The following is a 26,781-nucleotide window of genomic DNA, read 5'->3' on the forward strand; positions in this document are numbered from 1 at the left end:
AACGCCGGGACCGGGATTTGAACCCGGGAGGTCATATGACCATCGGATTAGCAGTCCGACGCCGTACCAGGCTGGGCCATCCCGACAATTAAAAAACAAGTATAATAAATTATATGTAAAAACTTATTTATAAACTTAATTATTTTTATTAATGGCACATTCAGAAGTGGACTAATCTCAAAAATATAAGTGATCTAAAAAACCCAACTCCACCCCGGGATTCTACAAGCATCGCATGTTAATAGTAGAGCTGCTCCCTTCCGGGCCTGACCCATTCCCATATTGAAGATGACTAATTTTTACCCTCCAGTAAAAATCTCACCACCACCAATCCTGCAGGACGAGGTTTCTATGTTGTTTTTTCTAGGCTTATACTCTCTTAAAAAGCCGCCTCCTGAACTTCGACCGCACCAAAGGGGGTATGTGCTTACAGAGGACCCCTAACCCTCCAGTCTAGCCAATATTAATATATGATATTAATATTATATAAATGTTACCTAAAATTTCCTATTAAATAATAAAAAAATAAAATAAAAAAAATTTCTAGAAAAAAAATTTTTTATAGTAATTAATTAAAAAAGCTTAAAAAATAAATAAAATAAATAATACGAAAGTAAATTAAAATATTTCTTGAATAATATCCCCATCAGATATAATACCTACCAATTTACCATCTTCAACAACTGGAAGCTGATTTAAAATTCCAGAAGAAGAAACACATTCTTTCATCATTTTTATAGCGGATTCCAGACTGTCATCAGGTGATATTGTAATGACAGATCTAATCATTATTTCATCAACACTAGTTCCCAATTCATATTTATCAAGGATTAAATTATGACCCACATCAGTTGCGGTTATAATTCCAATTAATTTATCATCCTCAACAACAGGAAGAGAACTAACTTTATGTTTCATCAATTTTTCAAAAGCATATACAACATCTATGTCTGAAGTGGTTGTAATCACATCAGTTGTCATTATATCCTTAACTTTCTTGTTCAACATCATCTATTCCTCCGAATTTTTCAAGAATATCACTTACCATGATATCTATAGTTTCATTAATATCCACATTATTAATTATACGTGCATCATGAATTTTTGCCTGTTCAACTAAAAATTTTTGAGTTTTCCTAATAGTAGGGAAATAATCCATATACCTTTCAAGAGACCTTTTAACCCAAGGCTGCCTACATCTTGAATAAAATCTTTGTCTGTGAGATTCTTCATCATCTACAGTTAAAGTAAAGATAATAATATTATTATTTTCAATTAGTTCCTCTTTAACGAATCCTGGAACAATATGGACACCTTCAATGATAGTACTGATACCCTCCTTTACAGACCGCTCAATAATTGCTTCAATACCTACATTAACAACATCGACATGATTAATAAAACCTTCAACAACAGAATCAATACGAATAGAAGGGGTTCTTAAACTTTCATATGCATCAAAACTAGATTTATGAATAACTGGACTTAAATCTTTTGAAATAATCTTACGCATGACTTCACGAATCATATCTGTACTGATAAGATTCTTCAGACGTAATCTACTGGCTAACTCAAAAGCCATTGATGAAGTTCCAACTCCGGATGCTCCACCAATCAAAATAATCAAAGGTTTTTTAGAAGTCCTAAGAGACCGCCAGTTACAATATTTTTGAGCAATATTTGGGTCAATTGCTTTTAGATGGTTTAATACTTCATTCGCCAAATCAAAACTGGAAATTTCAGTAATATTTTTTTTAATTAAATCAGCTTCAATATCACTAGCTATCGCATGTGCTCTTTCTGTACCCAAATCTGCAACGTTAAGAGAACGAGAAAGGATTCCTTTTGAAAATGGTTCCTTATACTGTTTACCATCCACATCTCCAATAACCCAAATCATAATATCACATTAATAAGAATATGATTAAATATTTTAAGTTATTGTTAAATAAAATTTGTCATTTGATTTTTTGAAAAAATAGAAAAAAAATGAATAAAAAATTATTCATCTAAAGAAATAAGGCTTAAATCATAATTAGAACCATCTTTAATGTCAATTAAAATAGCACCATTATCTTTAAGCATTCCAGGATTAGCTACATCAGTAGTTTTTCCAATTTTACTAATTGATTTAGCTTCATGAATATGACCGCAAAGATTAATTTCAGGCTCAAATTCATGAATGGATTTTAGAATTCCAGAACTTCCAACATGTTCACCATTTGCAACCCTATCCGCTTCAGTATTGAAAGGTGGGGCATGAGTAACCAATATTTTTACTTTAGGAATTTCTGAATTGTAAACATAATCATAATTAGCTAATAAATCATAAACTTCAGCATAAATCTTATCATCATCCATTTCTCCAGGAGTATCGAATGGAGTAGGATTAGAACCGCCAAAACCAAATAGAATAGCGTCCCCATAAGCGATAATGTTATTATGAAGACAAAATGCCACTTCATTAATCGCATTACATATTCCGGTAGGGTCACAATTACCTGGAATAGCTATTACATCCACATCAAAATCTGCTACTTTATTAATAAAAGTAGAAACAAAGTCTAACGGTCCAAAATCAGTTATATCACCTAAAATTAATACTAAATCAATATCATTATTGTTTAAGTAATTATATAAATTTTCGTTTTCTTCACCGTGAACATCACTAATTGCTAAAATTTTAGTCATTTTATCACCTTATTGTTCTAAAAAGAAAGATCCCATCTCTTTTAAACCAACTTGAAGGTCAGGTTTATCTCCATGTAATTGTACAGTAACATCATCATCAAACTCTATTATGAGACCATTCCATTCTGCAATTTCCTGAACTCTTTCTTCAGCTAATGGAACTTTTAAATTTATTCTACCAGTAGTTAAACCAGGAGGAGTATTTACAAGGAATCTTGATTTGGAATTTGCGAATTCAAACACTTCTTCTCCTTGCATGGCTTGTTTAAATAAGTCAAGCCAATGGTCAACATATTCATCGCCTTCTTCTTCAGCCATTATCAAAAGAGTTCTTTGAATATTATTTAAAGACATTTCAGCTTTTGCCAAACCATTGATTAATTCTGGATGAGAAGGGTCTCTTTTATATGAACTGATAGAAGATCTGATTATACCCATCTCAGCATTAACTCCCTTAGGAATATCATAACCTTTTTTACTTAAATCTGTAAGGAGATGATGATTAACTAACCAATTTTGTTCAGACGGTAAGCTCATAAATGTCCACCTATAATTTTTAAAGTAGTATGATTGATTTTAGCATCAGCTTCTTTCAATTCATTTTCAATTTCGCTGATATTTTGATAGGAATCTAAAAATAATACATGGTGAGTTGAAGTACCTGCAATATTTAAAATTGCAATTTCATCACTTTGTTTTAATTCTCTTTTTTCAATAGTCGCTTTAAATTGAACATATGGTTCATATTCTTCTGGAAGGTCAGAATATTTGAATATTCCATCCAATGTTGCTAAAAACATAATTACACCTCTAATATATTTTAGTATATTTTATCTTGATAATCATATATAAAGATGATTATAGATTATTCGTATGAATACAAACAAAAAAAATAATCCATAAAAAAAAGGTTATCAAAAAGATAACCATTACCCGAATTGTGTTTTCAAGGCCTAAAATAAAAAAAATAAAAGGATAAAAATCCTTAAATTTATTTAGCGTTTTCACCTAATGCTTTAGCGAGTGCAGGAGTTGCATCGATTCTTTGAGCATCAAATGTTAATTCTTCAGGGGATAATCCCATTGCTAATCCGTATAATTGAGCTAAGTGGAAAACAGGAAGAGCAAAGTCAGTTCCGTATTTTTCATTAACTTCAACTTGTCCTTGGTCAAATTGTAAGTGACAGAATGGACATACGTTAACAATTGCATCTACACCAGCTGCAGTCATGTGATCGAGTTTTTCTTTGGTGAAACTAGTGGTTACATCAAGGTCTCTGGATCTTAAACCTCCACCAGCACCACAGCACATCATTTTGTCTTTGTAATCTACAGATTTAGCACCAGTAATTTCAACGAGGTCATCTAAAATAGATGGGTCTTCTGCGTTGTCTTCAATACCGATGGTTTCAGTAGGTTTTAAGAAGTGGCAACCGTAGTGTACAGCAACATTTAAGTCTAAAGGTTTTTCGATTAAGGAAGCTAATTTTTCAAATCCTACATCATCTCTTAAGATTTGAGCAAAGTGTTTAACATTAGTAGTTCCTTTGAATTCTCTTCCAACTTCTGCTAAGTTAGCATTAATTTTTGCTTTTTTGTCTTCATCTTCTTTTAACATGTGGTTACATTCGAATAATGAACCGAAACATCCGTTACATTCGGTCATGATGTCAGCACCCATGTCTTCAGCAATAGTTAAGTTACGAGCTGCAATAGTAGCCCAGGTTTCTTCATCGAAAGAACCGAATACACCAGGAGCAGGACAACAAGATGCACCTTCCATGTCTTTTAATTCAATATCTAAAGCTTCAAATAATTTTCTGGTAGCTTTTTCAACACCAGGATAACGGTTGTTCATGATACAACCTAAGAAATATGCAATTTCCATATTATAACTCTCCTCAATTAAATTTATTCTTTTAATCCGCCGGTTGCTTCATCGTAACCGATTAATTCATCAAATCCAGTAAGTTTACAAATTTTTTGTACTTCTTCTAATGCTTCAGGGAAAGCGTGAGTAGTTGGTGGAATTTCAGCAAGACCAATTTTAGCTCTTAAAGCTTTTGTAGCATCATTGATTGGTACACCGTGACCAGTATTCATTACAAATACACCAGTCATTTTGTGTGGTTTTGCCATGTATCCAGCATGTGCTGCGATGTTACGTGCTTTTTTGATGATTTCTACAATTTTAACACTTCTGAGACATCTTTCTTGGCAAGTGTAACAGGTAGTACACATCCATAAAGCATCATCAGCAATAACTTCTTCTTTTAATCCTAATAAACATTTTCTGACAATTTGTCTTACTTTGTATGGGGTTCTTCTTCCAGAAGGACAACTTCCACTACAAGTACCACATTGGAAACAGTGTTTTACAGTTTCAATTCCAGCATCAATGAACTCAGCAGTGAAATCTGGGTCACGATTACTATCATTTAATAATTCTTTATCAGTTAATAAAGTCATATTATCTCCTTTTTTATCTTCATTTGATTTTTCTTCATTTTCATCAGCATCTACTTCTTCAGAAGTTTCTTCAACTTCTTCAGCTGATTCTTCAACAATAGATTCGTCAGATTCTACTCCATCTTCAACAAGAACTTCAGCTTCCTCATCAGCTTCAGTTTCTTCCACAATTTCTTCAGATGGAACTTTATCTGGTTTAGAAAACTTAACAACAGTTTCTTTTTCTATTGTGTCTCCTTCTAAAGTTTCGATGTCTTTTTTAAAAGTCAACTCTTTAGAACCATCCTCTTTTTTATCAAAAGATATAGATATTCCTTTGGTTCTTCCAGGAGTAACTTCGACATCATCAGATGTGTTTGAAACATCAGTTTTGATGTCTTTTCCTTCATTTTCTCCTTTAAATAGATGTTTAAGACGATTTACTATAGACATTGAAAACACACCTCGGATAATCATTGGATAATTTCCTCAAATCCTTACTAATATTCTTTAAAAGAACATATATAAAGGTTACTAAAATTTTTGCTAGTGTAATCCAAATGATTACACTATAAAAAAAATTTTTATTAACCTAAAAAAATATAACTATTATCAACAAAAAGAGGAAAGAAGCAAATGATAAAAAAATTCGAAATTAAATCACATGACGGTCCTGGAAGAATCGGAAAACTTGACGGAAACTTAACTCCAAAAATTTTTTACAAAAATCAGATGAAAATTGCTCCTAATCAGGGTTCCTCATACAATATTGACCGTGAAATTGCAGAATTCAATGTAAAAGAAACATTAAGATTAGCTAAAGAACATGTTAATGATGCAGATATCGCAGTTATTCAAGGATCCAAATATATTGATTTAAGATTAGAATGCATGAAACAACTAGAAAAAATAGGTTACAATGGTTTTATCATAGCTAATGGAGATGCTCTTCTAACCAATCCAAGAGAATTAGTAGAAGTAGTCACTTCCCTTAAGAAAGAATCTAAAAAATCAAGTTACTTTATTTTTTCATTTGCAGAACTTTCTTTTATGCCCATTTTAACTTATATGGGGATTGACGGATTCCTAGCAGATTCTGCGAATTATTACAGTCATTTGAATGTACTTCAAACTCCAACAAAAGCATATGATTTGAATACATACCCAATTTATGATGACATCACACAAAAAGAACTAGAAGAAAAAAACATTGAAAATATGGAATTTACAATAAAAGAAATCCATGCACATATGAAAAATAATTCATTGAGAAATTTAGTTGAAGAAAGATCAGGAACAACACCCCAAAACATCTCAACTTTAAAAATTCTCGATAAAACTCAAATGGATTACTTATTGGAATACACCAAATTATTTTAAAATTTTAAATGATTGAATGATATTTTTGAATTGCCTTTCAGATTCACCAGAGACATCTAAAGTCCTCAACTCAAAAATATAAATCTCACCATTTTCTATAAAGACATAAGTGTGGATATCAAAGTTTATTTCAGGAGTATCCATATTGGCATGCAACTTAATTGAATCCAACCCTGCAATTTCAACAAAATCAGAAGCAATGATTACTCCACCATCATCAGATATCGCATCCTCCATGAATATCTTATAATCATCAAGATTTGTCGCTGTTGGAAACATAACTGCATTAATTAAATTATCCTGACCTTTGGACAATGTCGCAATGCAATCCGGATTTGACAATATGTCTGCCTTTTCAACTTCCCATTCGTCGGGATATTCGAAAGTGATTTTTCCACTATTAAAAGTTCTCATGAATTACTCCTCTTTTTTGGATGTTTCAATAGTTTCTGGAGCTTCTTCTATAGTGTCAATATATTTTGAGAAAGGTTCTGGAAGTTTTGGCATTACTTCTTTTAAGATTTCAGCTGCATCAAGTTCCAATGCCTGTCCTGAAAGCAATTGATTAACGTCAAATTCAAATTCAAATGGTTTTAGTAAATCTCCAGTAGGTACCCTTAAATTAATCTTGTTCTTATTCAATATCATTTTAAGAGTACTTGTATTTCTAATCTGCTCATTCATATCTTCAACAGTACTATTTATCTCATATGCTATAGCTTTATTTTTCTCATTAACATCATGTTTGGATTTTTCAATGGATTTTTCCAAATCCTTAACCAAAAGAGCATTTCTTCTGTTGATATTGTCACGAGCTTCATCAATAACAACATTTATTGCATTCAAAATAGATTTGTTGAGTTCCACATTATAAGCCAAAATCATTTTATTTTTATAATCGAGTTCTTTAAAAATAGCTACTCTTTCATCATCGATTTTAGTAATTTTTTTGTTTAGTTCATGAATTTCATCTTTGGCTTTAATGAGTTCTTCCTTATCAGTTAACTGTTCCTTTAAGGAATCCACATCATCAAAAAAAGAGCCCTTAAGAGTCTGAATTTGGTCTTGAAGATTAGCAATCTCATCATCTTTTTCCTGAATTGTCTGATTAAACTCCTCAAGTTTTTCATCAGAAAACTGATTATCAATTAAATTTTCATATTCCTCTTGAGCAAGAACTTTCACCAATTCATTATCTTCAAAAGGATCCTCCTTTTTAAGACTTACTTGCTTTTGTTTAGATTCTTTTTCAACAGTGTTACCATCTTTATCTTTACTATTATATTTTTTAGTATAAACTCGGACAGTTCTAAATTCATCACTTTCCATTATTACACCCACTCTATAATATTAAATAAGATTAGTTTAATTTAAATAGTTAATTATTTATTTATCGAAAAAAAAGAAAAAAGAAAAAAAGTAATTTATTATTTGTTTTCCTTTTCAATCCACAACAACATAGCCTCTTCAATCGCTCTGGAATACCAACCAGTTTTAAATAACATCTTACTAGAGGCTAATCTGCGAAAATTCAAGTCAATATCATTATTGATGCTAATAGTAACACGTTTGTTTTTAGACATACAATTAGATAGTACATACTAGTTAATAAATGCTTCAGTGTTTTTTCAGGTCATTTTTCTATGTAAAAATGAATATTAGCATGATTTAATCTAAATATAGTGTGTATAAATGTTTTTAAAATTTCAATTTTTTAATTCTGAAAGATTTTGGAAAGTCATTGAATGTTTAAATCCAACAATATGAAAATTCATTGAATATGTGAAATATGATTAGTCAACCTGCTTCCATTCATTGTTTCCCAAATGTTCATATTTATTGCCGTCGGGACCTTCATGAATTTCTCCGGTGCGAATTATTCTACCTTCCTGTTTACTGTAAAATGCACCTTTATCATTATCTGAACCATCAGACATTTTTTCACCTCACAAATTTAATTATTAATGTTTTTTAATTTAAGAAAGTGCAATAATTGTCACAATCAAAAAACACAAATAGCAATTTTTTATTAAAAATTTTTAATAGTTTTTGTTATTCCAATTATATAAATTGATACCCTCAAATTTCATCAGAAACTATTCGAAAAGCATACAATTTACCCATATTTAATGAATTTCTGACATTTTTTCATTTTAAATCCATTTTTGTAAAAAATAATTTACTGAAAAGAGATTTATATAAACAATTTCAAAAATAAGAATAGAGGTGTATCAAAATGACTATCAAAAAAGTTGTTGTAGCAGGAGGAGGAGTACTCGGAAGTCAAATTGCTTTACAAAGCGCATATTGTGGATTTGATGTAACAATCTGGCTTAGAAGTGAAGGATCAATCGAAAGAGCAAAACCAAAACTTGAAAGATTTAAAAATATCTATGTGGACACTCTTGAAAAAATGAAAACTGATGCCAACGCATATTGCAGAGGCCTAAGTAAAAAAACCGATTTAAGTGATAGTGAAATTGATGAATTGAAACAAAATGCTGAAGATGCATACAATAATATAATATTAACAACAAGTTATGATGAATCTGCATCCGGTGCAGATTTAATTATCGAAGCAATCGCCGAAAATCCTGAACAAAAAATAGCATTCTATCAGGAGCTGGCCAAACACATGGATGAAGAAACTATTCTTGTAACCAATTCATCAACACTGCTTCCGTCAATGTTTGCGGAATATACCGGAAGGCCTGAAAAATATCTTTCACTCCACTTTGCAAATACAATCTGGGAGAACAATACAGCAGAAGTAATGGGACATCCAGGAACCGATCAAAAATACTACGACGAAGTAGCTCAATTTGCTGAAGACATCAATATGATTCCATTAAAACTTAAAAAAGAACAGCCAGGATACATTCTTAATTCATTGTTGGTTCCATTTTTAAGTGCTGCTGAAGCATTACTTGCAAATGATGTTGCAGACCATGAAACAATAGACAAAACTTGGATTTTAGCAACCGGCGCTCCTGCAGGACCATTCCACATATTGGATATTGTAGGACTCACTACAGCATACAACATCATAATAATGAATCCAGAAGCGCAAGACCAGAATACAACCCCTGGAAAAATTGCTAAAATGCTTAAAGAAAAAATAGATGCTGGTAAAACTGGTATCAATGCTGGAGAAGGATTTTATAAATATTAATTCCTTCCTTTTCTTATTTTTTGATAAATTACACAAATCAGACAGCACCAGAAAAATAACTCTTTTTAAACCTGTTTTAAAACAGATGTACAATATTATCTGAAAAAATTAAAAGCATTACCTATTCGTGTAAAATATTATTACCATAACACTTTTAATGACAAAATATCATTAAACAAAAAATAAAAAATATATAAAATCTGTAAAAAATCAAATAAAAACATTTATATAATATGAAAATATAACTAATAAACGATGTGAAATAATTTTCATGTCTAATGATAACATCGGTCAACCATTTTATAATCTCCAAAATGTTTAGAATATGTTTCATTATGGGAAGTAGAAAAACTACTTCCACACTCCCCCTTTTTAACTAATTTTCATTCAATATTTCAGGGTCAGCACCAGCAATCTCCACCAAATATTCAGCTTCAACAATGTGAAGTTTGGAAGGAATTATAATGCAGTGGAGAGGTCCTCCGAAATCGTAGTCAATCAAATCTGAAATTTTGCCTGCCTTTACAATAACATCACTGGAACCGACACGAGCTATTCCCATAGCCAATGTATCTTCTCCAATCAGACCATCACGGTCCAAATCATTTTTAATGTTCATCAAATATTCCAGACCCTGATTTACAGTCATATATCTGTCTTTATGAGCCTGAATATCAAGCAAAACCAAAGTATGCAAATCCATCTTTAAGTTTTCTTCTATAGCTTCATAAGGGGATTTGGGATAAAAATTATAATCTGGGAAAGGTATTGTAGTGACTTTTCCGAATTTATACCCTTGAAGGCCTGAAATCGCAGGAGCTGAAGAGAGAATTGAAGATCCATGAATAACCTCATAGTCTATTTGCTTTTTTGAGCACTGAACCAAAAAATCACTATGGGTTGTGGCAATTAAAGGATCACCACCTGTTATCAAAGCAACATCAGATGTCTTGGCTTCTTCGATAAATTTAGACTCTTCTTCAACTTCATTTCTAACCAGTATTTCAATTTTTTGACCTACCAATTCTTCAATAGCTTCAAAGCTTGAACCGAATAATCTTGATGTGAAAAACTCAGCATAAATTTTATCAACATTTTTCAAACATTCTAAACCTTTAATAGAAATATCCTTATGGTCAAATAAACCTAAACCCACTAAATAAAACATATAAATTATATAAGAATTTAAACATAATAAATCTTATGAAATGTGTAAAAGTTCCATTAAAAAGGTTAAATGACACACGAATAAAATTAATGGAAAATGGCCAAATGAATATGGAATATAAAATAAAAGCTGAAGAGAAATACGGATATATTCCCATCAATGAAGATGTTGACGATTATGAAATTGTAGATATTGAGCTAGAACCCATGAAAAGAGTTCCGCACAATTTTTCCGAATTGCTTGAAGGAGAACTAACTAACGAGGAAATTGAAAACCTAAGAACCTCATTTGATACCATTGGAGACATAGTGATTTTAGAAATTCCGGAGAATCTACAGGATAAAAAGCAAATCATCGGCGATGCGGCACTTAAATTTACAAAAAGAAAAGCAATTTACATGAAGAAAAGTGCAATCAAAGGAACAACACGAGTTCGTGATTTGGAATTTCTATCCGGAGTTGATGATTCTGTGACAATCCACAAAGAGCACGGAGCTAGATTGAAATTAGATGTGCGTGAAGTTTATTTCTCACCAAGACTTGCAACTGAACGAAAACGGGTGATGGAAAGCGTTAAGGATGGTGAAAAAATCCTTGACATGTTTTGTGGAATCGGACCGTTTCCAATCGTAATTGCCAGAAACAAAAATGTTAATATAACTGCAGTAGACATCAATGAGTCTGCAATCAGATATTTGAATGAAAATATTAAACTAAATAAACTTGAAGGTCGTATCGAAACTTACTGCGGAGATATTCGGGAAGTTAGCAAGTCATTTAACTTGAAATTTGATAGAATAATTATGAATCTTCCAGGTCTTGCATATACTTTCCTTGATGTTGCAGTCGATTTAATAGACAATGGTGGAATAATCAACTATTATGAATTTTCTGATTCATATGAACAAGGAATAAAACGATTAAAAGACGCTTGTGGGAAAGTTGGAAAAGAAGTGGAAATAATAAATACACGTAAAGTCAAATCAACAAGTCCAGGAGAATGGCATGTCGCCATCGATGGGAAAATTAAACACTAAAAATCAACTTCCATCTTTTTTCTATAGTTAAGATACAATTTCACCAATCGTATTTAACTTATCACACTGAATCATGACAATTTTTCCATCTTTTGCATAGTTGAAATAATACCTCTGATGAGTATTTTTTACCAGCCCCGAAGAAGTAGTGACCGTTTCATTTCTAAAAATCCCTTTAACACCATTAATGGACTTATCATGATATGTTCCATCATTTAAAAGATTAATATCAATATCCTCACCATAATCATACACGCAAATATCTAAAAGCAATATATCATTTTGATGGAATGTTCTTTGTTCCTTTAAGACTTTATGATTTAGAATTTCATCATAATATGAGATATTTGATGAATTTTCATCCTCTAAAAACCCCCAGGAAACAGAAAAGTTAACCCCATTAATTTCAACATTTCTAGGTTCAGGAAGATGGTATTTAGAAGAGCCTGGAACCGGATCACCTCCATGATACATAAAGAGCACAGCCAAGCTAATTACAAAAAATACTATAACAAAAACAGTTTTTTTATCCATCAAATTACCAAGTTGGGTTAATTATTGAAAATTAATTAATTTAAAAAAAAATAGTTAAAAAAATAAAAAAATCAGAATTGGATTCTGTTACCAGTCCAATCGTCATCATCATTGAATGCATTGAATTTCTTTTCATCTTCAAGATATTGTTCCATATCCCTATATAATTTAACCCTGAAAATATCCGGATAAGGTATGTATAACATATCTCCATTTCCACTGGTTTCCTTTACATAGGTTTCTTCAAATTCAATGATTGAATCATCTTCCTTATTAAAATGATGAACTTCATTAGCACACAATATTTTGAAGTGTACAAAATCATCTTTTAATAATTCTTTAACTAAATCATCAATCAAAAGCGGATAATTTGCACTTTTATTACTTTTTATCTCCATAATATCTCCTCATTACAAAATAACAATAATTCAAACCATATTAAAACACAATAAAGCCATCATTCATTAAATTAGCTATTAATTTCTAAAATAATAACAGTCATATTCATAATAGCTTTTTTGTAGAAAACTCTACAAATGTTATATAAATATTTCAGAGTTATTATTTAAATAGTTATTGAAAATGATTAAAATTAAATAAATAAGTAATTTTAGCCAATTTTAAATAAAATAAATATTTTTAATTATCCAAGCGTTTTAAAAAAACATTTTCAAAAATATTGTAAAAATTATTATACATTAACAAAAATCATGCGATAAAAATTGGAAATATGGATAATGTTAAATTCAACGTCCATAATTTCCACTTAACTTTGATAATTAATTAAATAGGATCAATTATTCCTTTTTCAGTAATAATCCCAGTTATCAATTCTTTTGGAGTTATGTCAAATGCAGGATTGATGACTTCAGTCCCTTCAGGACAAATTCTAGCCCCACCATAATATCTTACTTCATCGCCATCCCTTTCTTCAATAATCGTATCATAAATTGATATTTCATTATCAAATGTAGAGTAAGGAGCAGCTACATAAAATGGTATATCATGGTGTTTTGCAGCCAATGCCACCATAAAGGAACCTACCTTATTTACGACACCTCCTTTGGCTATCCTGTCAGCACCTATTACTACCTTATCAATTTTACCTTGTGACATTAAAAATCCTGAAGCGACATCAGGAATTAATTTAACGGGGATGTTTTCCTGTTGCATTTCCCAAACACTTAAACTAGCTCCCTGTCCTCTTGGACGAGTTTCATCACATATTACGTTGATTTTCTTTCCAGCATCCCTTGCTGCCCTAAATACTCCTAAAGCAGTTCCATAATCAACACATGCAAGAGCACCAGCATTACAATGTGTCAAAACAGTATCTCCATCGTCAATTATTTCAGCACCATATTTTCCAATAGCCCTATTGGTTGCCATATCCTCTTCATACATTTTTAACGCTTCTGAAAGTGCATCCTCACTATTCAATACTCTGTCAACTGCCCAAAACAAATTTACTGCAGTCGGTCTTGCAGCCTTAATTTCTGTTGCTGCTTTTTGTAAATCTACACCCTCAATGTCAGCCAACGCCATTCCAAAAGCTGCTGAAACCCCAATAGCAGGAGCACCACGAACAGTCATATCACGAATAGCAACGATTACATCCTGATAATTATCACACCAAACATAAGTCAATTCATCAGGAAGCTTTCTTTGATCAATGAGTTTTAGTTTATTATCTTCCCATTCAAGTGTTTTCATAATTTAACACCTATAAAAAAAGTATTATAAAAAATAGTTGAAAGCATAATTAATTGTTAGTTTCTAAGTCCAATTTATAGACAATTTTTAATTATGCTCTCCGCCTAATAATATCCAATTCGGATTGATTAGAGATGTATAAAAATACATCTAATTTATATTTTTATTAAACTACTTAATAAATCTTTATATGAAACAATTAAAAATTAATGTTTTTAGAAATACCTAAAAACTTATGCATTTTCTGTCATTATAGGCACAACTTGTTTTTTACGTGACACAACACCTTCAAGTAATACTGTATTATCTTCTAATGTTACGCCATATGCCTTTTCAACTAGACTTGCATCTTTACCAAGTGCAATTACCTGTGAATTGCTGTTGACAATATCAGTGATTAAAAGCATGAATAAATCCAAATTCTCTTCTTCAATAATTTTATTTATGCCAGCTTCCAATTCTTCTTTCATTTCTAAAACATCACTTATGCTTGCAGTATTGACTTGATTGACAATGGACTTTACATCTTTAAAATCAATTTGTTTTGCATCCAATGAAAGTATTTCATCAATTGAAAAACTACTTAAATCTGTACCTGCCTTAAGCATTTCCAAACCATATTCCTCAGCGTCAATGTCAGCAATCTTTGCAAGTTTTTCAACTGCTTTTACATCATCATCAGTAGTGGTCGGTGATTTTAAAAGCAAAGTATCTGAAATGATTGCAGATAACATTAATGTAGCTATTTCCTTTGTTATTTCAATGCCATTTTCCTCATATAACTTGCATAAAATAGTTTCAGTACAACCCACCGGTTCAAATCTTAAAAATAAAGGATATGAAGTTTCCAATGCAAGTTTATGGTGGTCAACGACTTTTAAAATATTTGCATTTTCCAAATTATCTACAGATTCAGCAGGAGAATTATGATCAACTAAAATTACATTAGCATCATCTTCAACACTTTCTAAAAGTTCTGGAGCATCCATGTCCAGATAATTTAAAATAAATTCAGTTTCTTTATTAATATTTCCTAATCTGTAAGCTTTAGCTTCACTGTTGCCTAATTCCTTTTCTAAATTAGTCATTACAATACTTGATGTGATTGAATCACTATCTGGACTTTTATGTCCAAAAATAAAAGTTTCTACCATATTATCTTTCCTCACAAAAAAATAAAATCAGTATAATATATCTTCTTCATACAATATTAAAATTGCTATAAATGATAAAAAAATAAAAAAAAATAGATTTAGTAATGACTTTGTGGAGTCATTCCCAAATGATGATCTTCGCTTTTTTTACCAGGTATTCCATAAGCATCCGCCCTACATTGAGTACATGCTCTGAATACTGGAATAATCTCTTCAACTTGTTCTCTTACACTTTCCATCATGGAACAGTCCGGACGAGAATAGTGTTTCATTTTAGCCAATGGAATTAATGGCAGAATATTCATCAAGGAAGCTCCTCTTTTTTTAACTTCCTTTGCAATTTCAACAATATGTTCATCATTTAATCCAGGAATTAAAACTGAATTAACTTTAACGACCATACCATTAGCTGCTGCTTTTTCAACACCTTCAAGTTGATTTTTAATTAATATTTCAACTGCTTCATAACCCTTATACACTTTTCCTTCATATTTTATGAAAGAATAAATGTCAACTGCAATATCAGGGTCAATTGCATTTATGGTTACAGTAACAGAGTTTACTCCAAGTTCTGCAAGTTTATCTGCATATTTTGGAAGTAAAAGACCATTAGTACTCATACATTTGATTAAATCAGGTTGTTCAGTCGCTAATTTTTCAAAAAATTCAAATGTCTCTTCATTAGCAAGTGAATCTCCAGGTCCAGCTACCCCAACAACAGAAATTGGACCTTCAGCAGTAACTTCATTAATATGATTAATTGCAGAATCAGGATTCATGACACAGCTTGCAACGCCAGGTCTGTCTTCTTCATTATTAATATCTCTTGTACAAAAGTTACAGAAGATATTACACTTCGGTGCTACAGGTACATGCGCTCTTCCGACTTTATCATGCATTTTTTCATTAAAACATGGATGTGCTTTTGTTATGTGTGCAAATCTTGCACCTTTGTGTTCAGCCATACTCTCACCTCTCCGAAATATAACTTCGTTAATTTGTATTGATACGAACAAATATATAAAGTTTTCTACTTGCCATTATTTAACTCATCAATATATTCATGAGCCTTTTCAATCCATGCATCTTTAATTAACTCATCAGTAGCCACAACACACACGATATCTTCAGTAGACAAATCTTTAATAATTTTAAAACCTTCAGGCAATATTCTAAAGACCGCATCATAAATACGTCTTTGTAAATTAGAATGAGGGTCATCAACTACTAATGATTCTAACTCCAAATAATTACCAGATATTTCCAGTTGATATCTATTAGGTTGATAAATTTCATCCCTAGAGAATAATCTCCATAATCTTTTCAAGATATTTGGAAGATAGTTTTCATTATCAACTAAAATCATGGTAACATCCCTTTCTTTATCGTAAGTGAAATTAGCTACATCGCTAAATAAAACCACTTTAGAAGTTTTTTTCATTTTAATAGCTAAGACAAATACAGGATCATCAGGATTAACATAAGCTTTTAAATCATCTACAGATGCGCCAAGAACCAAATCTTGAAAGATTTGTTTAATGATGATTTCGTAAACTTCAGCACCCTTTTCATCATAGCATTCAACTAACATCAAATCAACCCTTAATCTATTTGTTATCTTGTCTGTGTCCCATTCCAGATACTAAAAGAGCTGCTCCGACAGCACCAATGTGTTGAGAATATTCAGGTACGATAACTTCTATTCCACCTAAGGTTTCGCTTACGGCTTCAACAAGACCTGAAATTAAACTTGTACCTCCCACTTGGATTAATGGTTCACGAATGTCAATTTCCTGAAGTTGCTGTTCATAAACTTGTTCAGATACTGAGTGACATGCCGCTGCAGCAACATCTGCTTTAGAACCTCCAGCTGCAAGAGTAGTAACAAGGTCCTGAATACCAAATACAATACAGTAAGAGTTTAACATTGCTTTTCTCCAATCTCCCTGCACTGCAAGCGGTCCCAGTTCAGTAATATCCACATCTAACCTACGGGAAGTCATATCTAAAAATCTTCCGGATGCACCAGCACAGATACCACCCATAGTGAAGTTGTCAGGAATACCATTATTAACAGTAATTACCTTGTTATCCATACCACCAATATCCAATACAGTAGCTTCACCTTTCTGACGGTCTGCCAAGTATACTGCACCTTTTGCATTTACAGACAACTCTTCCTGAATAAGTTCAGCGCCAAACTCCTGACCCATAGTGAACCTACCATAACCTGTAGTTCCAATACCATCAAGGTCATCCCAACCATAATCTGTTTGACCGAACGCTTCAGCAGCAGCTGTTTGAGCAGATTCAATGATATCTTTGGTAGATGTCCAACCAGTTCCAATAACTTCATTGTTTTCCATAAGCACTGCTTTTGTAGTGGTTGAACCTGAGTCAAGTCCAAGAGTAAGTCCTTCTTGTTTTTCACGGGCAAGAATATTTCTACGAGTTACGGTTGTAGCTAATGCTTCCATACGAATAAACAATTCATCAGCCTTTGTTCTTTCAGTGAAAGAGTAAGTAACTACTGGAATACGAGTATTGTTTTGTATGAATCTTCTTACTTCATTTCTAACCAATGCTGCTTCCGCACATCTAAAACAGGTTGCAATAAAAACTGCATCAGGTTTGGATCTGCCTTCAACAATAGCCATAGCCCTTGCAATCATTAATTTTAAACTTGAACTTTGGGCTGAAAATCCAAATTTTTCATAAGACTCATCAATATAATCCAAATCGATTTCCGGAAGAATAATTTCAGCACCGAATTTATTTGCTGCTTTTTCTATTTCCTTTTGAATTCCACTATATTCTGTTCCACATGAAACTAAAGCAATTTTAACCATCTTATTATTCCTCCTCAGCAGTTTGTTCAAGTGAATCTACAAACTCATTGATTTGATTCACCATAACATATGTTTCATCTTGATTAGTTGGATAATTGAGTTCCAATACAGGAATACCTTTGTTTCTAAGCAAAAATATTGATAATTCATTGGTCCTTGCACAACCAATACAACCGAATCCATAAGGAGCTCCATCAACAACTATTGCTGCTTCAGCCTCATCTATAAGCGGTCCGATAATAGCCATCCTTCCACGAACACCAGATGGAACTTCAATAGCTGCATATTTAAGTCCTTTAATAGGATCTTCTTCAGTAATGTTCATTGGTGGAGAATCAATCTCCGGATCTTTAATCTTTTGTCTAATTTGTTTTTGTAAAACTAAAGGAGTATGACCTCTCCTTTCAAGTAAATCTGCCAAAATTAATGAATTTGGAGGATAAACTGCAATTTTAACCATGTTCTCACCCATATTATTTATTTTCTATACAATCATCCATAATCTTTTTAAATTCGTCAACATCAATTGGTTTTTTCTCTTCAAGTTCCACTTCTTTAGGATTTTCCAAAGCTTCAGCAACAAAACCAAGTATTCTATACTCTTTTTCCATTTGGTGGAATCCTTCCCTAGGCCCGAATCTGTGACCTCTGCATCTTCTAGGATCCCCTGGAGCGAAACCTCTTTCCTTAGTGAAAATGTGGTTTGGATCAAGTTTTCTTATTTCCTCAATTGCTTTGTAAACATCCTCACTTTTTCCACTAATCATGGACCCATAACAAGTGTTCTTAATTGTAAGAGGCAAATCAAGCATATGAAATTCGCTTACAATCTCTTGTTCACTTACATGAGCTCCCGGCCCGATAAAAATCATACGAGTAATTACGTCAGGATCCCAATCTTCTTTTCCCAAATCAGGACTCATTGTTAGATTCTGTGACATATACTACAACTCCTTCTTTTAATTTTTCAAGAGCATCATAATCAGAAACAATATCACCAATAATGTTTGTTGCTTCAAAAGCTTCGGCAGTCGGACCATATTCAAAATTATCTTCAAATCTGATACCAATCAAACCTGCACTTTTAGAAGCCATATTCGTAATACCGATTTGACCTCTTATAACCTTATCTACAGGGTTATTCTCAGGAACTAAACCTTTAGCAGATTTTTTATCCCCTTCAAACATAACAATATGCATTCCAGGTACTGCAAAATGAACTTTGATTTTACCGACAGGGTTCTCTAAAAGACCGGACAAACGTTTGAAGTATTTAACAGACCTTGGTGCATTATCTGCAAATTTAATCCTACATAAATCATCCTTATTAATTGATTTAGTAATTACTTTACCTTCTTTTAAAATATCAATTGTATGTTTAGGATTTTGTTCGACAATAATCGCATCATCATCAACCATCCCATCAATCAAATGTTCAACTCCCGCTTGAGTCAACATTTCTGTTGCTTCTTTTTGAGTTTTGTTTAAAAGCATTAATCTTTGACTTTCGGATTTTACAGTAATGAAATCATTTTCTTTTGCAACGTCAATAATTTCCATACCATTAACGATTTTACCTGCAGTAGTGTGATTAGGAGTTAAAACCCTATTTTCACGATAAATAAATAGTCTTCCAATACCCTTTCCAACATTTCTGATAGTGACTGTTCCCCTGAGCCTTTGAGTAGTGTGTTCTTTAGGCTTTTCGATTCCCTCCAAATCATAAAAGCCTATGAAAGATTCACTATCATAAGAAACTTTAATTCTTCCATCTTTGATTAATGAGAATAGATGCTCTACACAAACTGGAGACTCCTCATCAATTTCAAAAGAGATATAAGTAAATAACTCATTTCCTTCATCTAAAACAGTACTTAAATCAGATACTCCAATCATATCAGTGGTTGTGCTTCTTTCAATAATTGGTTCAATGCCAATTATGGCATCATCATCTGTGAGATTTTCTAAAGTTTTCTTACCACCAATAACACGGGCAAAAATACCCTTATTATATGGAGGTACACTATAAACGTTAGTTGTATTCGCTTTAAGTATGATTAAATGAGTAGACTCATTACTAAAACTGGATAAACTTAAAACAACATCTCCTTCAAAATATTTGTGTTCATCAGAAGTTGGTTCTAAATCAGTTACAACAGGACCAATAGCCACTTCAGTTGGAGTAGACCATCTTACATCCAAATCAACAAAATCCTCATATTGGTTTTTCCAAACATCAATTAAAGGTTTTGCTTCATCAGACTCGTCTAATTGGATGATAATGGAACCGGAATTTGTTTTAATTTTATACTTGTTTATATTTTTCTCAAGTTCCTTTTTTCCTTTAATCAAACAAACAATACTACCAGGAGTATATGGGGCGTTAGTTTCATCAATTACATCCTGAATTGTAGAATCCTCCGCCACATTTCTTTCTTCTCCATTAATTTTAATTAACATACAATCTCCTAATAAGAATTTTTAACATTTTATATTTATAATCCTTATATATATTAAAATTATTTATTTGAAATTCAAAAATTATATTTACACACAATTATAACAATTATAATAGTGGAGGTAAAAAAAATGGAATTTGGAAAAAAACATCTCTTTTCTTTGATAGTCATTTTAATTATAGCACTGTCTGCAATTTCAATTGCCAGCGCTTATACTGGAACAGGTTTTTCACATAACATACCCGGTTCAAAGTATTATGACATGTCTGCTTCAGATATCCTAAGCAAATATGGTAATACCGATTGCCACGTTGAAGAAAGTGCAGTCTGTACACAGGTGGTTGATGGAGATACAATATATTTGGACAATGGTAAAAAGATACGTTTCGTTGGTGTGAATACTCCCGAAAGAGGTGTTGAAGGATACATTACCTCTAAAAACTTTGTTCAAAAATTATGCCTTAATAAAGAAGTGGGCATAGATATTGACGATTCTAAAAACAATGACCGCTACGGGAGGACATTAGCTGTTGTTATTGTTGATGGAAAAAATGTGAATGAAATGCTTTTAAAAGAAGGCCTTGCAGAAGTGATGTATATGCCTCCAAGTGAATTCTATCCATATGACTGGGCAAATGGAGATACGCATGTTGCAAGCAGCCATTCATCCTCATCTTCCAGCCATTCACAACACACAAGTACTTCATCTTCAAGTTCATCAGACTCTGGAAGCTATGTTGGAAATGCCAATACTGGAAAATTCCACGATGCAGGATGCACTAGCGTCAGCAAAATGTCAGAAGGAAATAAAGTATTCTTTTCAAGTAGAGATGAAGCGATTAGTCAGGGATATGTGCCCTGCAAAATCTGCAATCCCTAATACAATCTTCCATACTTTATCTTTTGTACCTCTTTTTCAAATTTGTCGAAATCGAAATCATCACCAGAACCGTCAGAATATAGTAATCCTAATGAAAAAGCACGAATTAGACAAACTATAGGAATAATTATGCAGAAATATACTAAAAGTCCGACATATGGAACGAACATGGAAATGTAAAAGCATATGAATTCTATAATGGAAGTCATGATAGGAATTATCAAAAATACTCCAAGCACTTTTAAAACACCTATGTTTCTAAGATCCCTATAGGATTGTGTAAAATCTACTGCCTTAGACAGACTATCATAATGAGCCAATCTGGCGGTTGCAATAAACTGCAAAATTGAAAATATAAAAAATACAATAGCAATTATACCTAAAATCAATCCCCATTGAACCAGAAATGAATTTAAATCATTTACTGAAAGGGACATGACCGCTCCAACTGGAATTAGAATTAAAAATAGAATCACGGGAATTATGCTGTAAACAATATCCAAAACAATTAGCTTTAAAGTATCTATAAAGTTCTTTTTAAGACTGACTTTTGGAATTTTAAATGATTCTTTTGTCCCATTTTTTACTACAGACAACATATATCCAGGCAATATGAAAATAAAAATAATTAATGAAATCAAACCTAAAATCATTACAATATTATTATCAGATATGAAGCCAAGCGGCAAAATTATGGCCAAAACAAATAGCAAAAAGGAAAAAATAAGTTCCTTGCCACTAAAGGGATACTTAAAAGAATTTGAAATAATCCTACTGAATTTCATGAAAATCACCTAAATATGAATATCGGATTTTTTTCTTGATTGAAAACTTCAATTTTTTCATCACGATATGTTAAATAAAGTGAATTGGAATCTGTAATTTCACCCACAACTTCTGCTTCAATGGAAAACCTTGCAAGATATTCTTTAATATAACCGCAGTAATCTTCATCAGCAGTGAAAACAAAACCTGAACCCGGATAAACCCGAAGCCAGTCAACCCATTCCATATTTTCATTTTTTGGAATATTTTCCAGATTAACAACTGCTCCTTTTTTGGAAGTTTCCAAAAGCATTTCCAAAGTTCCCAATATTCCAGGATTTGAAATGTCCTTTCCTGATTTGATATAATCGTTTTCAGCCAAATACTGAACTGCACTAATCTGATCGCGAACCAATTTTGCATCCTTATCATAAGTGGTGTCCCAATTTAGACTGAACATTTCATGAGGTTTGCCGTCAAGGTCAATTGCAACAATAACTTTATCCCCAACCTCGGCACCAAAACTAGTAATGATTTTATCTTTTTGAGCTATTCCAACAATTGCCACACCTAAAGAGTCACTATCCCCATCAGGATGCAAGTGTCCTCCAACCATTGGAACGCCGAACTTTAAACATCCGTCATTTATGCCTCTCAATAAATCCTCATAGATATCATCATTTTTTATTGACATTATATTAACCATGGCTAGAGGCTTGCCGCCCATTGCAGCAATATCATTTACATTAACTAAAACTGCGCAGTATCCTGCCCAGTAAGGGTTAACATTCATTATCTGACCCCATATACCATCAGCAGCAATTAATACGACTTGATTATTACCAATGTCTATTGCAGAAGCATCATCCCCAATATCAATAACTACATCACCAGAAACATTGTAAGATTCCTTTAAAAGAGAAATGACGTTATCGATTGAACTTTTACGTGATACTCCTTCAAACTCTTGAATAGATTTTACAAGACTTTCCAAATCCACTTAAACACATCCGTTTAATCAATATAATTAATTTTGTATTTGCAATTAATATTATTTATTATTTCAATAATCTTTTGTTCAACTTGAGAGATATTTGAAAAATCAGAATTAATCTGATTATCGGTGAATAAATTCTTTTCAATAGCTTGTCCGCAGACATCATCAAAACCACTTTCAACTTCAAAGATGATGGAATTTTTAGCTTTGAATCCATTTTCAACAACCTTGTCCAAATCACCATCAGTAATTCCAACTATAGGTATATCAAATCGGTACAGAATATCAGAAGATATTAATGTTGTATCATCACCAATTGTAATAACCACATCACAACCCCTAAACCTGTAAACGTCCTCACCGGCATGGTCTAAAAATGCAACTTCAAAATCAGCATTGTCATCCCTTTGCAAAATGCGAGGAGTAACTTTGGCTTTTCTTAAAAGGCCCGTTTTGATAATTGCAGTTTCAAGGTCAACTTCACCCAATTTTTCAACGCCATGCCCTTTTAGAGTTCCTCCTACAATATCTACAATCATATTATCCTTTGCAATTAATGTAAGCTTGTCTGAATCAGTTTTACCGATGACCACACTGTTAACCATGATATTTTCACCAGGACTTACGCCATGAACTATCCTATGAGTATGATTATCAGGAACATCATCCTGTTTAATGTGGTTATCATAAACCTCTTCCGGAGTTATTAAAGTCAAATTTAGCCTATGAGCCAAATCCTTCGCCAATTCGAAGTTTCCATTCCAAGGTATGACACTACCATCATCCTCACCAGGCCTTTCAATTTGAATAACAGGAATTGAATAATCATCAATTTTTTGAACATAATGATTATAAACCTTATATCCAAAAACTTGGCCTGTAACATCAGATTTTCCATAATTAAGCAAAAAGATTACATCAACATTATCATCATGAAATATTTTTAAGGAATCGCTTGGAACCAGTTTTTTTCGAATATCTATAATGTTTTCCAAGCTGGCATCAATTACCGCAGTCCTGCCCATTGTTCCTCCAAGCCTTGCAGTAACCTCACCGTACTCATTAAGCAAATCAATTAATTTTAAAGCATAACCGGAATCAATTATATTAGGGCCATGAACCACTACGCCAATTTTCATCTATTCACCTTAATTCTTTTTTTAAATATTTTAGATCCACATATTTCACAATCATCAAATGGATAATCCTCATCATATTCCTTTTTACATCCTTCACAAACCTTTTTCCAGTTATAAATTCCTTTAATTCCATCAGTAATGATTCCGGAATATGGAATATCCATTATCCTTAAAGTATTTTGTATGGTATAATCATCACTAATGACCTTTACATTTTCACCTTCCCTAAACTTCATATAAGCCAGTGAAATTAATTTTTTATCAGGAACAGATAACCTTAAAACATCACCCGACTTGGAAATGATTTCTTCAACCGATTCCACATACTCAGCAGGAACATCCTGAATAGTCAGCCTATTTTCGGCAAGTGCAGCGTCAAATTTTAAACGTGACTCAAAATCTTTTATCTCAGAAGTTATTTCAGGGACTGTAAAATTATTTTTAGAATCTAATTGAAAGCCATTGATAAAAGCTGATGCATCTAAAATATAAACAATTTCCATACCACTATTTTTATTTTAAAATTAAATAAAACTTGGCAAAATTTTATTCAAATGATGAAAAATATCCAAGAATACAGAATTATAAAAAACAGTTTAGAATACTACTATGACACCCATTAATGATAAAATGAATTTAATCTAAATTAAAAGAAATAGGGGACAAATAGGGATGAAATGGGGGGAAAATATGGTGGAAATTTGAAAAAATATATTTAAAATTTGAAAATATATCTTATATTGCAAAATAATTCGTGAATACGACATATGATATTCATGAATGAAAAAAATCGGAGGTCGAAAAAATGATTAATTCATATGATTTAAATAATGAAATACAATTTCTTGCAAAATCCGAAATTCGGCTAAAAATAATTGGCGAACTAGAAAAAAATCCAAAAACTGTCAAAGAACTGGTAAATACAACAAACATTACCTATAGTTCCATTTCAAGCAACCTGGTGAAGCTTGAGGAACGCAACTACGTCATAAAAAAGAAAAATAAGTATCACTTGAAGCCATTGAGCAAAATTTATTATAGAAATCTAATGGACTTCAAAATGAGCGTCGATTTAATAACCACTTTCGATGACTTCTGGGGCAGACATAACATTGACCAATTAACTCTTGATTCAATTCAAAACATCAATGACTTAAAAGATTCAGAACTAATAAAAACAACACCCTTAGACATTTACAAAACACACAATACAATTAAAGAAAAAATGATTACATCAAAAAGTCTTAAAGCTATTTTTCCATATCTCCATCCAGAGTATCCCCAATTGATTGAGAATATCCTGAAAAATAACGGAAAGGTTGAGATAGTCTTACCCAGAAACATGTTTTCTAAAATGATTCTTGAGATAAATGAGGATATACGAAAGCCTGCAACTGCAAAAGGTGATTTGAAAGTATATACCACATCAAAAGAACTGAATCTATATCTGACATTATGCGATGATACAATGAGCTTAGGGTTGTTTAAAAATGACGGCAGCTTTGATCAGAACAGACTTTTAATTTCATCAAGTGAAAAATCACAAAAATGGGCAAATAATCTTTTTACAAGTATAAAAGAAAAAATGTGATTAAAATGACAAATTTACAGACAAAAAATCAATTAAATGAAGAGTACAAAAATATTAAATATATATTAACATCAACTATGCGATCCAAATTAATTTTGGCAATGTATAGCTGTTCTCGAAATCTAGAAGAATTGAGAAATGATTTAAACAAACCTTCAGCAACAATATTGCATGGCCTTAAAGAGTTAGAGACAGAAAATCTAGTTAAAAAAGTTCAAAAAAAGTATCAGTTAACATCAAATGGATTTCTTCTAGCTACAAACATGATAAAACTTATTGAAAATTGGTCTGCAATTAACAACAATACCGAATTTTGGGATAATCATGACCTCACATGCATTCCAAAGGAACTTCTAAAGAATATGCATCTTTTAAAGGATGCAAACTACATAACATCAACAACAAGCGACCTTTCGAATGCATTCAACAAGTATATAGACCTAATATCAAATTCCATAGAATTGAAAATTATAATGCCAATATACTCAGAAAATCACTTTAAACACATCATTGAGTTGTTAAATAATAATAAATTAAAATATATAGAACTAGTAATAAGTGAAGAGATTTTAAAAGCAATAAAAATAAATGGAACTTTTAGAAAATACCTGCTTGAAAATAAAAAAGTAAAAATAATTTGCGTTAAAGAAAATTTGAAATTGTTTTTAACTTACTCACATGATTTCATGTCACTAACTCTCTTTTTTAAAGACGGGCATTATGATGATTCACAAATGCTAATTGGAAAATCTACCAACAGCTTAAAATGGGCCTCTGAAGTTTATTCAATATACAGGAGGTGAA

General features: G+C 32.0%; 31 protein-coding genes, 1 tRNA gene and 1 other RNA gene. 6 read left to right on the forward strand and 27 right to left on the reverse strand.

Annotated features, from left to right (window positions below):
- Positions 1–2 precede the first annotated feature (2 nt).
- From QZN45_RS01645 to hdrC, 9 genes are all read right to left on the reverse strand, one after another.
- Positions 3–86 (reverse strand) — tRNA-Ser (locus QZN45_RS01645).
- 62 nt (positions 87–148) lie between these two features.
- Positions 149–464: signal recognition particle sRNA (gene ffs / locus QZN45_RS01650), an RNA gene on the reverse strand.
- 154 nt (positions 465–618) lie between these two features.
- Positions 619–1,011, reverse strand: coding sequence for a CBS domain-containing protein (locus QZN45_RS01655; protein WP_292607050.1), 393 nt, complete (start codon positions 1,009–1,011; stop codon positions 619–621).
- On the reverse strand, positions 989–1,900 hold the full coding sequence (locus QZN45_RS01660) for a 2-phosphoglycerate kinase (protein ID WP_292607048.1): 912 nt from the start codon (positions 1,898–1,900) through the stop codon (positions 989–991). Before QZN45_RS01660 ends, QZN45_RS01655 begins: the two co-directional genes overlap by 23 nt.
- Before the next feature lie 101 nt (positions 1,901–2,001).
- Positions 2,002–2,691, reverse strand: coding sequence for a metallophosphoesterase (locus QZN45_RS01665; protein ID WP_292880376.1), 690 nt, complete (start codon positions 2,689–2,691; stop codon positions 2,002–2,004).
- A 9-nt stretch (positions 2,692–2,700) separates the two neighbouring features.
- On the reverse strand, positions 2,701–3,228 hold the full coding sequence (locus tag QZN45_RS01670; protein ID WP_292607043.1) for a DUF2096 domain-containing protein: 528 nt from the start codon (positions 3,226–3,228) through the stop codon (positions 2,701–2,703).
- Positions 3,225–3,491 (reverse strand): DUF749 domain-containing protein, encoded by a 267-nt coding sequence (locus QZN45_RS01675; protein WP_292607040.1) that lies wholly within the window; start codon positions 3,489–3,491, stop codon positions 3,225–3,227. The genes QZN45_RS01670 and QZN45_RS01675 overlap by 4 nt, the downstream gene beginning before the upstream one ends.
- 191 nt (positions 3,492–3,682) lie before the next feature.
- The gene (gene hdrB / locus QZN45_RS01680) at positions 3,683–4,579 is read right to left on the reverse strand and encodes a CoB--CoM heterodisulfide reductase subunit B (protein WP_292880379.1); all 897 of its coding nucleotides are present in this window, start codon (positions 4,577–4,579) and stop codon (positions 3,683–3,685) included.
- 23 nt (positions 4,580–4,602) lie between these two features.
- A complete protein-coding gene (gene hdrC, locus QZN45_RS01685) occupies positions 4,603–5,592 on the reverse strand; it encodes a CoB--CoM heterodisulfide reductase subunit C (protein ID WP_292880382.1) in 990 nt (329 codons plus the stop codon).
- A 183-nt stretch (positions 5,593–5,775) separates the two neighbouring features.
- Here hdrC and QZN45_RS01690 point away from each other — a divergent pair, with 183 nt between their 5' ends.
- Positions 5,776–6,519, forward strand: coding sequence for an archaeosine tRNA-ribosyltransferase (locus QZN45_RS01690; RefSeq protein WP_296810689.1), 744 nt, complete (start codon positions 5,776–5,778; stop codon positions 6,517–6,519).
- Here the strand turns inward: QZN45_RS01690 and QZN45_RS01695 are convergent.
- The 3 genes from QZN45_RS01695 to QZN45_RS01705 all read right to left on the reverse strand — a co-directional run bounded on the left by QZN45_RS01695 (position 6,511) and on the right by QZN45_RS01705 (position 8,456).
- The gene (locus QZN45_RS01695) at positions 6,511–6,933 is read right to left on the reverse strand and encodes a PsbP-related protein (protein ID WP_292605185.1); all 423 of its coding nucleotides are present in this window, start codon (positions 6,931–6,933) and stop codon (positions 6,511–6,513) included. The two genes, QZN45_RS01690 and QZN45_RS01695, sit on opposite strands and share 9 nt — an antisense overlap.
- 3 nt (positions 6,934–6,936) lie before the next feature.
- Entirely contained in the window at positions 6,937–7,848 is a 912-nt protein-coding gene (locus QZN45_RS01700; RefSeq protein ID WP_296810692.1) for a hypothetical protein, read from the reverse strand.
- A 464-nt stretch (positions 7,849–8,312) separates the two neighbouring features.
- Entirely contained in the window at positions 8,313–8,456 is a 144-nt protein-coding gene (locus QZN45_RS01705) for a hypothetical protein (RefSeq protein ID WP_292605191.1), read from the reverse strand.
- 299 nt (positions 8,457–8,755) lie between these two features.
- On the opposite strand from QZN45_RS01705, the gene QZN45_RS01710 reads away from it, so the two are divergent.
- The gene (locus QZN45_RS01710) at positions 8,756–9,691 is read left to right on the forward strand and encodes a 3-hydroxyacyl-CoA dehydrogenase (protein ID WP_296810694.1); all 936 of its coding nucleotides are present in this window, start codon (positions 8,756–8,758) and stop codon (positions 9,689–9,691) included.
- A gap of 376 nt (positions 9,692–10,067) precedes the next feature.
- Here the strand turns inward: QZN45_RS01710 and dph5 are convergent, their stop codons facing one another.
- On the reverse strand, positions 10,068–10,859 hold the full coding sequence (gene dph5, locus QZN45_RS01715; protein ID WP_296810696.1) for a diphthine synthase: 792 nt from the start codon (positions 10,857–10,859) through the stop codon (positions 10,068–10,070).
- 35 nt (positions 10,860–10,894) lie between these two features.
- On the opposite strand from dph5, the gene QZN45_RS01720 reads away from it, so the two are divergent.
- Positions 10,895–11,896, forward strand: coding sequence for a class I SAM-dependent methyltransferase family protein (locus tag QZN45_RS01720; RefSeq protein WP_296810699.1), 1,002 nt, complete (start codon positions 10,895–10,897; stop codon positions 11,894–11,896).
- Positions 11,897–11,923: 27 nt separating this feature from the next.
- Here the strand turns inward: QZN45_RS01720 and QZN45_RS01725 are convergent, their stop codons facing one another.
- From QZN45_RS01725 to QZN45_RS01770, 10 genes are all read right to left on the reverse strand, one after another.
- A complete protein-coding gene (locus tag QZN45_RS01725) occupies positions 11,924–12,430 on the reverse strand; it encodes a hypothetical protein (RefSeq protein ID WP_292880392.1) in 507 nt (168 codons plus the stop codon).
- A gap of 71 nt (positions 12,431–12,501) precedes the next feature.
- A complete protein-coding gene (locus QZN45_RS01730) occupies positions 12,502–12,828 on the reverse strand; it encodes a hypothetical protein (RefSeq protein WP_292605201.1) in 327 nt (108 codons plus the stop codon).
- A 385-nt stretch (positions 12,829–13,213) separates the two neighbouring features.
- Positions 13,214–14,143 (reverse strand): S-methyl-5-thioribose-1-phosphate isomerase, encoded by a 930-nt coding sequence (gene mtnA, locus QZN45_RS01735; RefSeq protein ID WP_292605203.1) that lies wholly within the window; start codon positions 14,141–14,143, stop codon positions 13,214–13,216.
- A 233-nt stretch (positions 14,144–14,376) separates the two neighbouring features.
- Positions 14,377–15,297: a manganese-dependent inorganic pyrophosphatase gene (locus tag QZN45_RS01740; protein WP_296810702.1), complete on the reverse strand. Its 921-nt coding sequence runs from the start codon at positions 15,295–15,297 to the stop codon at positions 14,377–14,379.
- 98 nt (positions 15,298–15,395) lie between these two features.
- Positions 15,396–16,262, reverse strand: a complete 867-nt coding sequence (locus QZN45_RS01745; RefSeq protein ID WP_292605207.1) for a radical SAM protein — start codon at positions 16,260–16,262, stop codon at positions 15,396–15,398.
- Positions 16,263–16,327: 65 nt separating this feature from the next.
- Positions 16,328–16,888: a methanogenesis marker 17 protein gene (locus tag QZN45_RS01750; RefSeq protein ID WP_292605209.1), complete on the reverse strand. Its 561-nt coding sequence runs from the start codon at positions 16,886–16,888 to the stop codon at positions 16,328–16,330.
- A 16-nt stretch (positions 16,889–16,904) separates the two neighbouring features.
- Positions 16,905–18,146 (reverse strand): methanogenesis marker 15 protein, encoded by a 1,242-nt coding sequence (locus QZN45_RS01755; RefSeq protein ID WP_292605211.1) that lies wholly within the window; start codon positions 18,144–18,146, stop codon positions 16,905–16,907.
- A gap of 4 nt (positions 18,147–18,150) precedes the next feature.
- Positions 18,151–18,606, reverse strand: coding sequence for a methanogenesis marker 5 protein (locus tag QZN45_RS01760; RefSeq protein ID WP_292605213.1), 456 nt, complete (start codon positions 18,604–18,606; stop codon positions 18,151–18,153).
- A 13-nt stretch (positions 18,607–18,619) separates the two neighbouring features.
- Positions 18,620–19,087 (reverse strand): methanogenesis marker 6 protein, encoded by a 468-nt coding sequence (locus tag QZN45_RS01765; protein WP_292605215.1) that lies wholly within the window; start codon positions 19,085–19,087, stop codon positions 18,620–18,622.
- Positions 19,059–20,606 carry a methanogenesis marker 3 protein gene (locus QZN45_RS01770; protein WP_292880399.1) on the reverse strand — a complete coding sequence of 516 codons (1,548 nt, stop codon included), beginning with the start codon at positions 20,604–20,606 and terminating at the stop codon, positions 19,059–19,061. Before QZN45_RS01770 ends, QZN45_RS01765 begins: the two co-directional genes overlap by 29 nt.
- Before the next feature lie 129 nt (positions 20,607–20,735).
- On the opposite strand from QZN45_RS01770, the gene QZN45_RS01775 reads away from it, so the two are divergent.
- Positions 20,736–21,485, forward strand: coding sequence for a thermonuclease family protein (locus tag QZN45_RS01775; protein ID WP_296810705.1), 750 nt, complete (start codon positions 20,736–20,738; stop codon positions 21,483–21,485).
- Here the strand turns inward: QZN45_RS01775 and QZN45_RS01780 are convergent.
- The 4 genes from QZN45_RS01780 to QZN45_RS01795 are packed head-to-tail and all read right to left on the reverse strand — an operon-like array spanning position 21,482 to position 24,889.
- A complete protein-coding gene (locus QZN45_RS01780) occupies positions 21,482–22,270 on the reverse strand; it encodes a DUF4013 domain-containing protein (RefSeq protein ID WP_296810707.1) in 789 nt (262 codons plus the stop codon). The genes QZN45_RS01775 and QZN45_RS01780 overlap by 4 nt on opposite strands.
- Before the next feature lie 5 nt (positions 22,271–22,275).
- Complete coding sequence (locus QZN45_RS01785) at positions 22,276–23,250, reverse strand: methanogenesis marker 2 protein (protein ID WP_296810709.1); 975 nt, start codon at positions 23,248–23,250, stop codon at positions 22,276–22,278.
- A gap of 14 nt (positions 23,251–23,264) precedes the next feature.
- Complete coding sequence (locus tag QZN45_RS01790; RefSeq protein ID WP_296810712.1) at positions 23,265–24,386, reverse strand: DUF2117 domain-containing protein; 1,122 nt, start codon at positions 24,384–24,386, stop codon at positions 23,265–23,267.
- Positions 24,383–24,889 carry a ribonuclease VapC gene (locus tag QZN45_RS01795; protein ID WP_292605229.1) on the reverse strand — a complete coding sequence of 169 codons (507 nt, stop codon included), beginning with the start codon at positions 24,887–24,889 and terminating at the stop codon, positions 24,383–24,385. The genes QZN45_RS01790 and QZN45_RS01795 overlap by 4 nt, the downstream gene beginning before the upstream one ends.
- A 302-nt stretch (positions 24,890–25,191) precedes the next feature.
- Here QZN45_RS01795 and QZN45_RS01800 point away from each other — a divergent pair, with 302 nt between their 5' ends.
- Both QZN45_RS01800 and QZN45_RS01805 read left to right on the forward strand, forming a co-directional pair.
- Entirely contained in the window at positions 25,192–25,977 is a 786-nt protein-coding gene (locus QZN45_RS01800; protein WP_296810715.1) for a winged helix-turn-helix domain-containing protein, read from the forward strand.
- 5 nt (positions 25,978–25,982) lie between these two features.
- A complete protein-coding gene (locus QZN45_RS01805) occupies positions 25,983–26,780 on the forward strand; it encodes a winged helix-turn-helix domain-containing protein (protein WP_292605233.1) in 798 nt (265 codons plus the stop codon).
- Position 26,781: the final 1 nt, after the last annotated feature.

The organism is uncultured Methanobrevibacter sp., assembly GCF_900314695.1.
Lineage (GTDB): Archaea > Methanobacteriota > Methanobacteria > Methanobacteriales > Methanobacteriaceae > Methanocatella.

Excerpts from the sequence above, each read along its gene's own strand:
- QZN45_RS01720 (WP_296810699.1), top strand. The coding sequence starts at position 10,895 with ATGAAATGTGTAAAAGTTCCATTAAAAAGGTTAAATGACACACGAATA.
- QZN45_RS01780 (WP_296810707.1), bottom strand. The coding sequence starts at position 22,270 with ATGAAATTCAGTAGGATTATTTCAAATTCTTTTAAGTATCCCTTTAGT.
- QZN45_RS01670 (WP_292607043.1), bottom strand. The coding sequence starts at position 3,228 with ATGAGCTTACCGTCTGAACAAAATTGGTTAGTTAATCATCATCTCCTT.
- QZN45_RS01695 (WP_292605185.1), bottom strand. The coding sequence starts at position 6,933 with ATGAGAACTTTTAATAGTGGAAAAATCACTTTCGAATATCCCGACGAA.
- QZN45_RS01760 (WP_292605213.1), bottom strand. The coding sequence starts at position 18,606 with ATGGTTAAAATTGCAGTTTATCCTCCAAATTCATTAATTTTGGCAGAT.
- QZN45_RS01700 (WP_296810692.1), bottom strand. The coding sequence starts at position 7,848 with ATGGAAAGTGATGAATTTAGAACTGTCCGAGTTTATACTAAAAAATAT.
- QZN45_RS01790 (WP_296810712.1), bottom strand. The coding sequence starts at position 24,386 with ATGAAAATTGGCGTAGTGGTTCATGGCCCTAATATAATTGATTCCGGT.
- QZN45_RS01770 (WP_292880399.1), bottom strand. The coding sequence starts at position 20,606 with ATGTTAATTAAAATTAATGGAGAAGAAAGAAATGTGGCGGAGGATTCT.
- QZN45_RS01665 (WP_292880376.1), bottom strand. The coding sequence starts at position 2,691 with ATGACTAAAATTTTAGCAATTAGTGATGTTCACGGTGAAGAAAACGAA.
- QZN45_RS01740 (WP_296810702.1), bottom strand. The coding sequence starts at position 15,297 with ATGGTAGAAACTTTTATTTTTGGACATAAAAGTCCAGATAGTGATTCA.
- QZN45_RS01795 (WP_292605229.1), bottom strand. The coding sequence starts at position 24,889 with ATGGAAATTGTTTATATTTTAGATGCATCAGCTTTTATCAATGGCTTT.
- hdrC (WP_292880382.1), bottom strand. The coding sequence starts at position 5,592 with ATGTCTATAGTAAATCGTCTTAAACATCTATTTAAAGGAGAAAATGAA.
- QZN45_RS01755 (WP_292605211.1), bottom strand. The coding sequence starts at position 18,146 with ATGGTTAAAATTGCTTTAGTTTCATGTGGAACAGAATATAGTGGAATT.
- QZN45_RS01675 (WP_292607040.1), bottom strand. The coding sequence starts at position 3,491 with ATGTTTTTAGCAACATTGGATGGAATATTCAAATATTCTGACCTTCCA.
- QZN45_RS01660 (WP_292607048.1), bottom strand. The coding sequence starts at position 1,900 with ATGATTTGGGTTATTGGAGATGTGGATGGTAAACAGTATAAGGAACCA.
- QZN45_RS01730 (WP_292605201.1), bottom strand. The coding sequence starts at position 12,828 with ATGGAGATAAAAAGTAATAAAAGTGCAAATTATCCGCTTTTGATTGAT.
- QZN45_RS01800 (WP_296810715.1), top strand. The coding sequence starts at position 25,192 with ATGATTAATTCATATGATTTAAATAATGAAATACAATTTCTTGCAAAA.
- QZN45_RS01775 (WP_296810705.1), top strand. The coding sequence starts at position 20,736 with ATGGAATTTGGAAAAAAACATCTCTTTTCTTTGATAGTCATTTTAATT.
- hdrB (WP_292880379.1), bottom strand. The coding sequence starts at position 4,579 with ATGGAAATTGCATATTTCTTAGGTTGTATCATGAACAACCGTTATCCT.
- QZN45_RS01765 (WP_292605215.1), bottom strand. The coding sequence starts at position 19,087 with ATGTCACAGAATCTAACAATGAGTCCTGATTTGGGAAAAGAAGATTGG.
- QZN45_RS01690 (WP_296810689.1), top strand. The coding sequence starts at position 5,776 with ATGATAAAAAAATTCGAAATTAAATCACATGACGGTCCTGGAAGAATC.
- QZN45_RS01805 (WP_292605233.1), top strand. The coding sequence starts at position 25,983 with ATGACAAATTTACAGACAAAAAATCAATTAAATGAAGAGTACAAAAAT.
- QZN45_RS01750 (WP_292605209.1), bottom strand. The coding sequence starts at position 16,888 with ATGTTAGTTGAATGCTATGATGAAAAGGGTGCTGAAGTTTACGAAATC.
- QZN45_RS01725 (WP_292880392.1), bottom strand. The coding sequence starts at position 12,430 with ATGGATAAAAAAACTGTTTTTGTTATAGTATTTTTTGTAATTAGCTTG.
- QZN45_RS01655 (WP_292607050.1), bottom strand. The coding sequence starts at position 1,011 with ATGATGTTGAACAAGAAAGTTAAGGATATAATGACAACTGATGTGATT.
- QZN45_RS01745 (WP_292605207.1), bottom strand. The coding sequence starts at position 16,262 with ATGGCTGAACACAAAGGTGCAAGATTTGCACACATAACAAAAGCACAT.
- dph5 (WP_296810696.1), bottom strand. The coding sequence starts at position 10,859 with ATGTTTTATTTAGTGGGTTTAGGTTTATTTGACCATAAGGATATTTCT.
- QZN45_RS01710 (WP_296810694.1), top strand. The coding sequence starts at position 8,756 with ATGACTATCAAAAAAGTTGTTGTAGCAGGAGGAGGAGTACTCGGAAGT.
- QZN45_RS01705 (WP_292605191.1), bottom strand. The coding sequence starts at position 8,456 with ATGTCTGATGGTTCAGATAATGATAAAGGTGCATTTTACAGTAAACAG.
- mtnA (WP_292605203.1), bottom strand. The coding sequence starts at position 14,143 with ATGAAAACACTTGAATGGGAAGATAATAAACTAAAACTCATTGATCAA.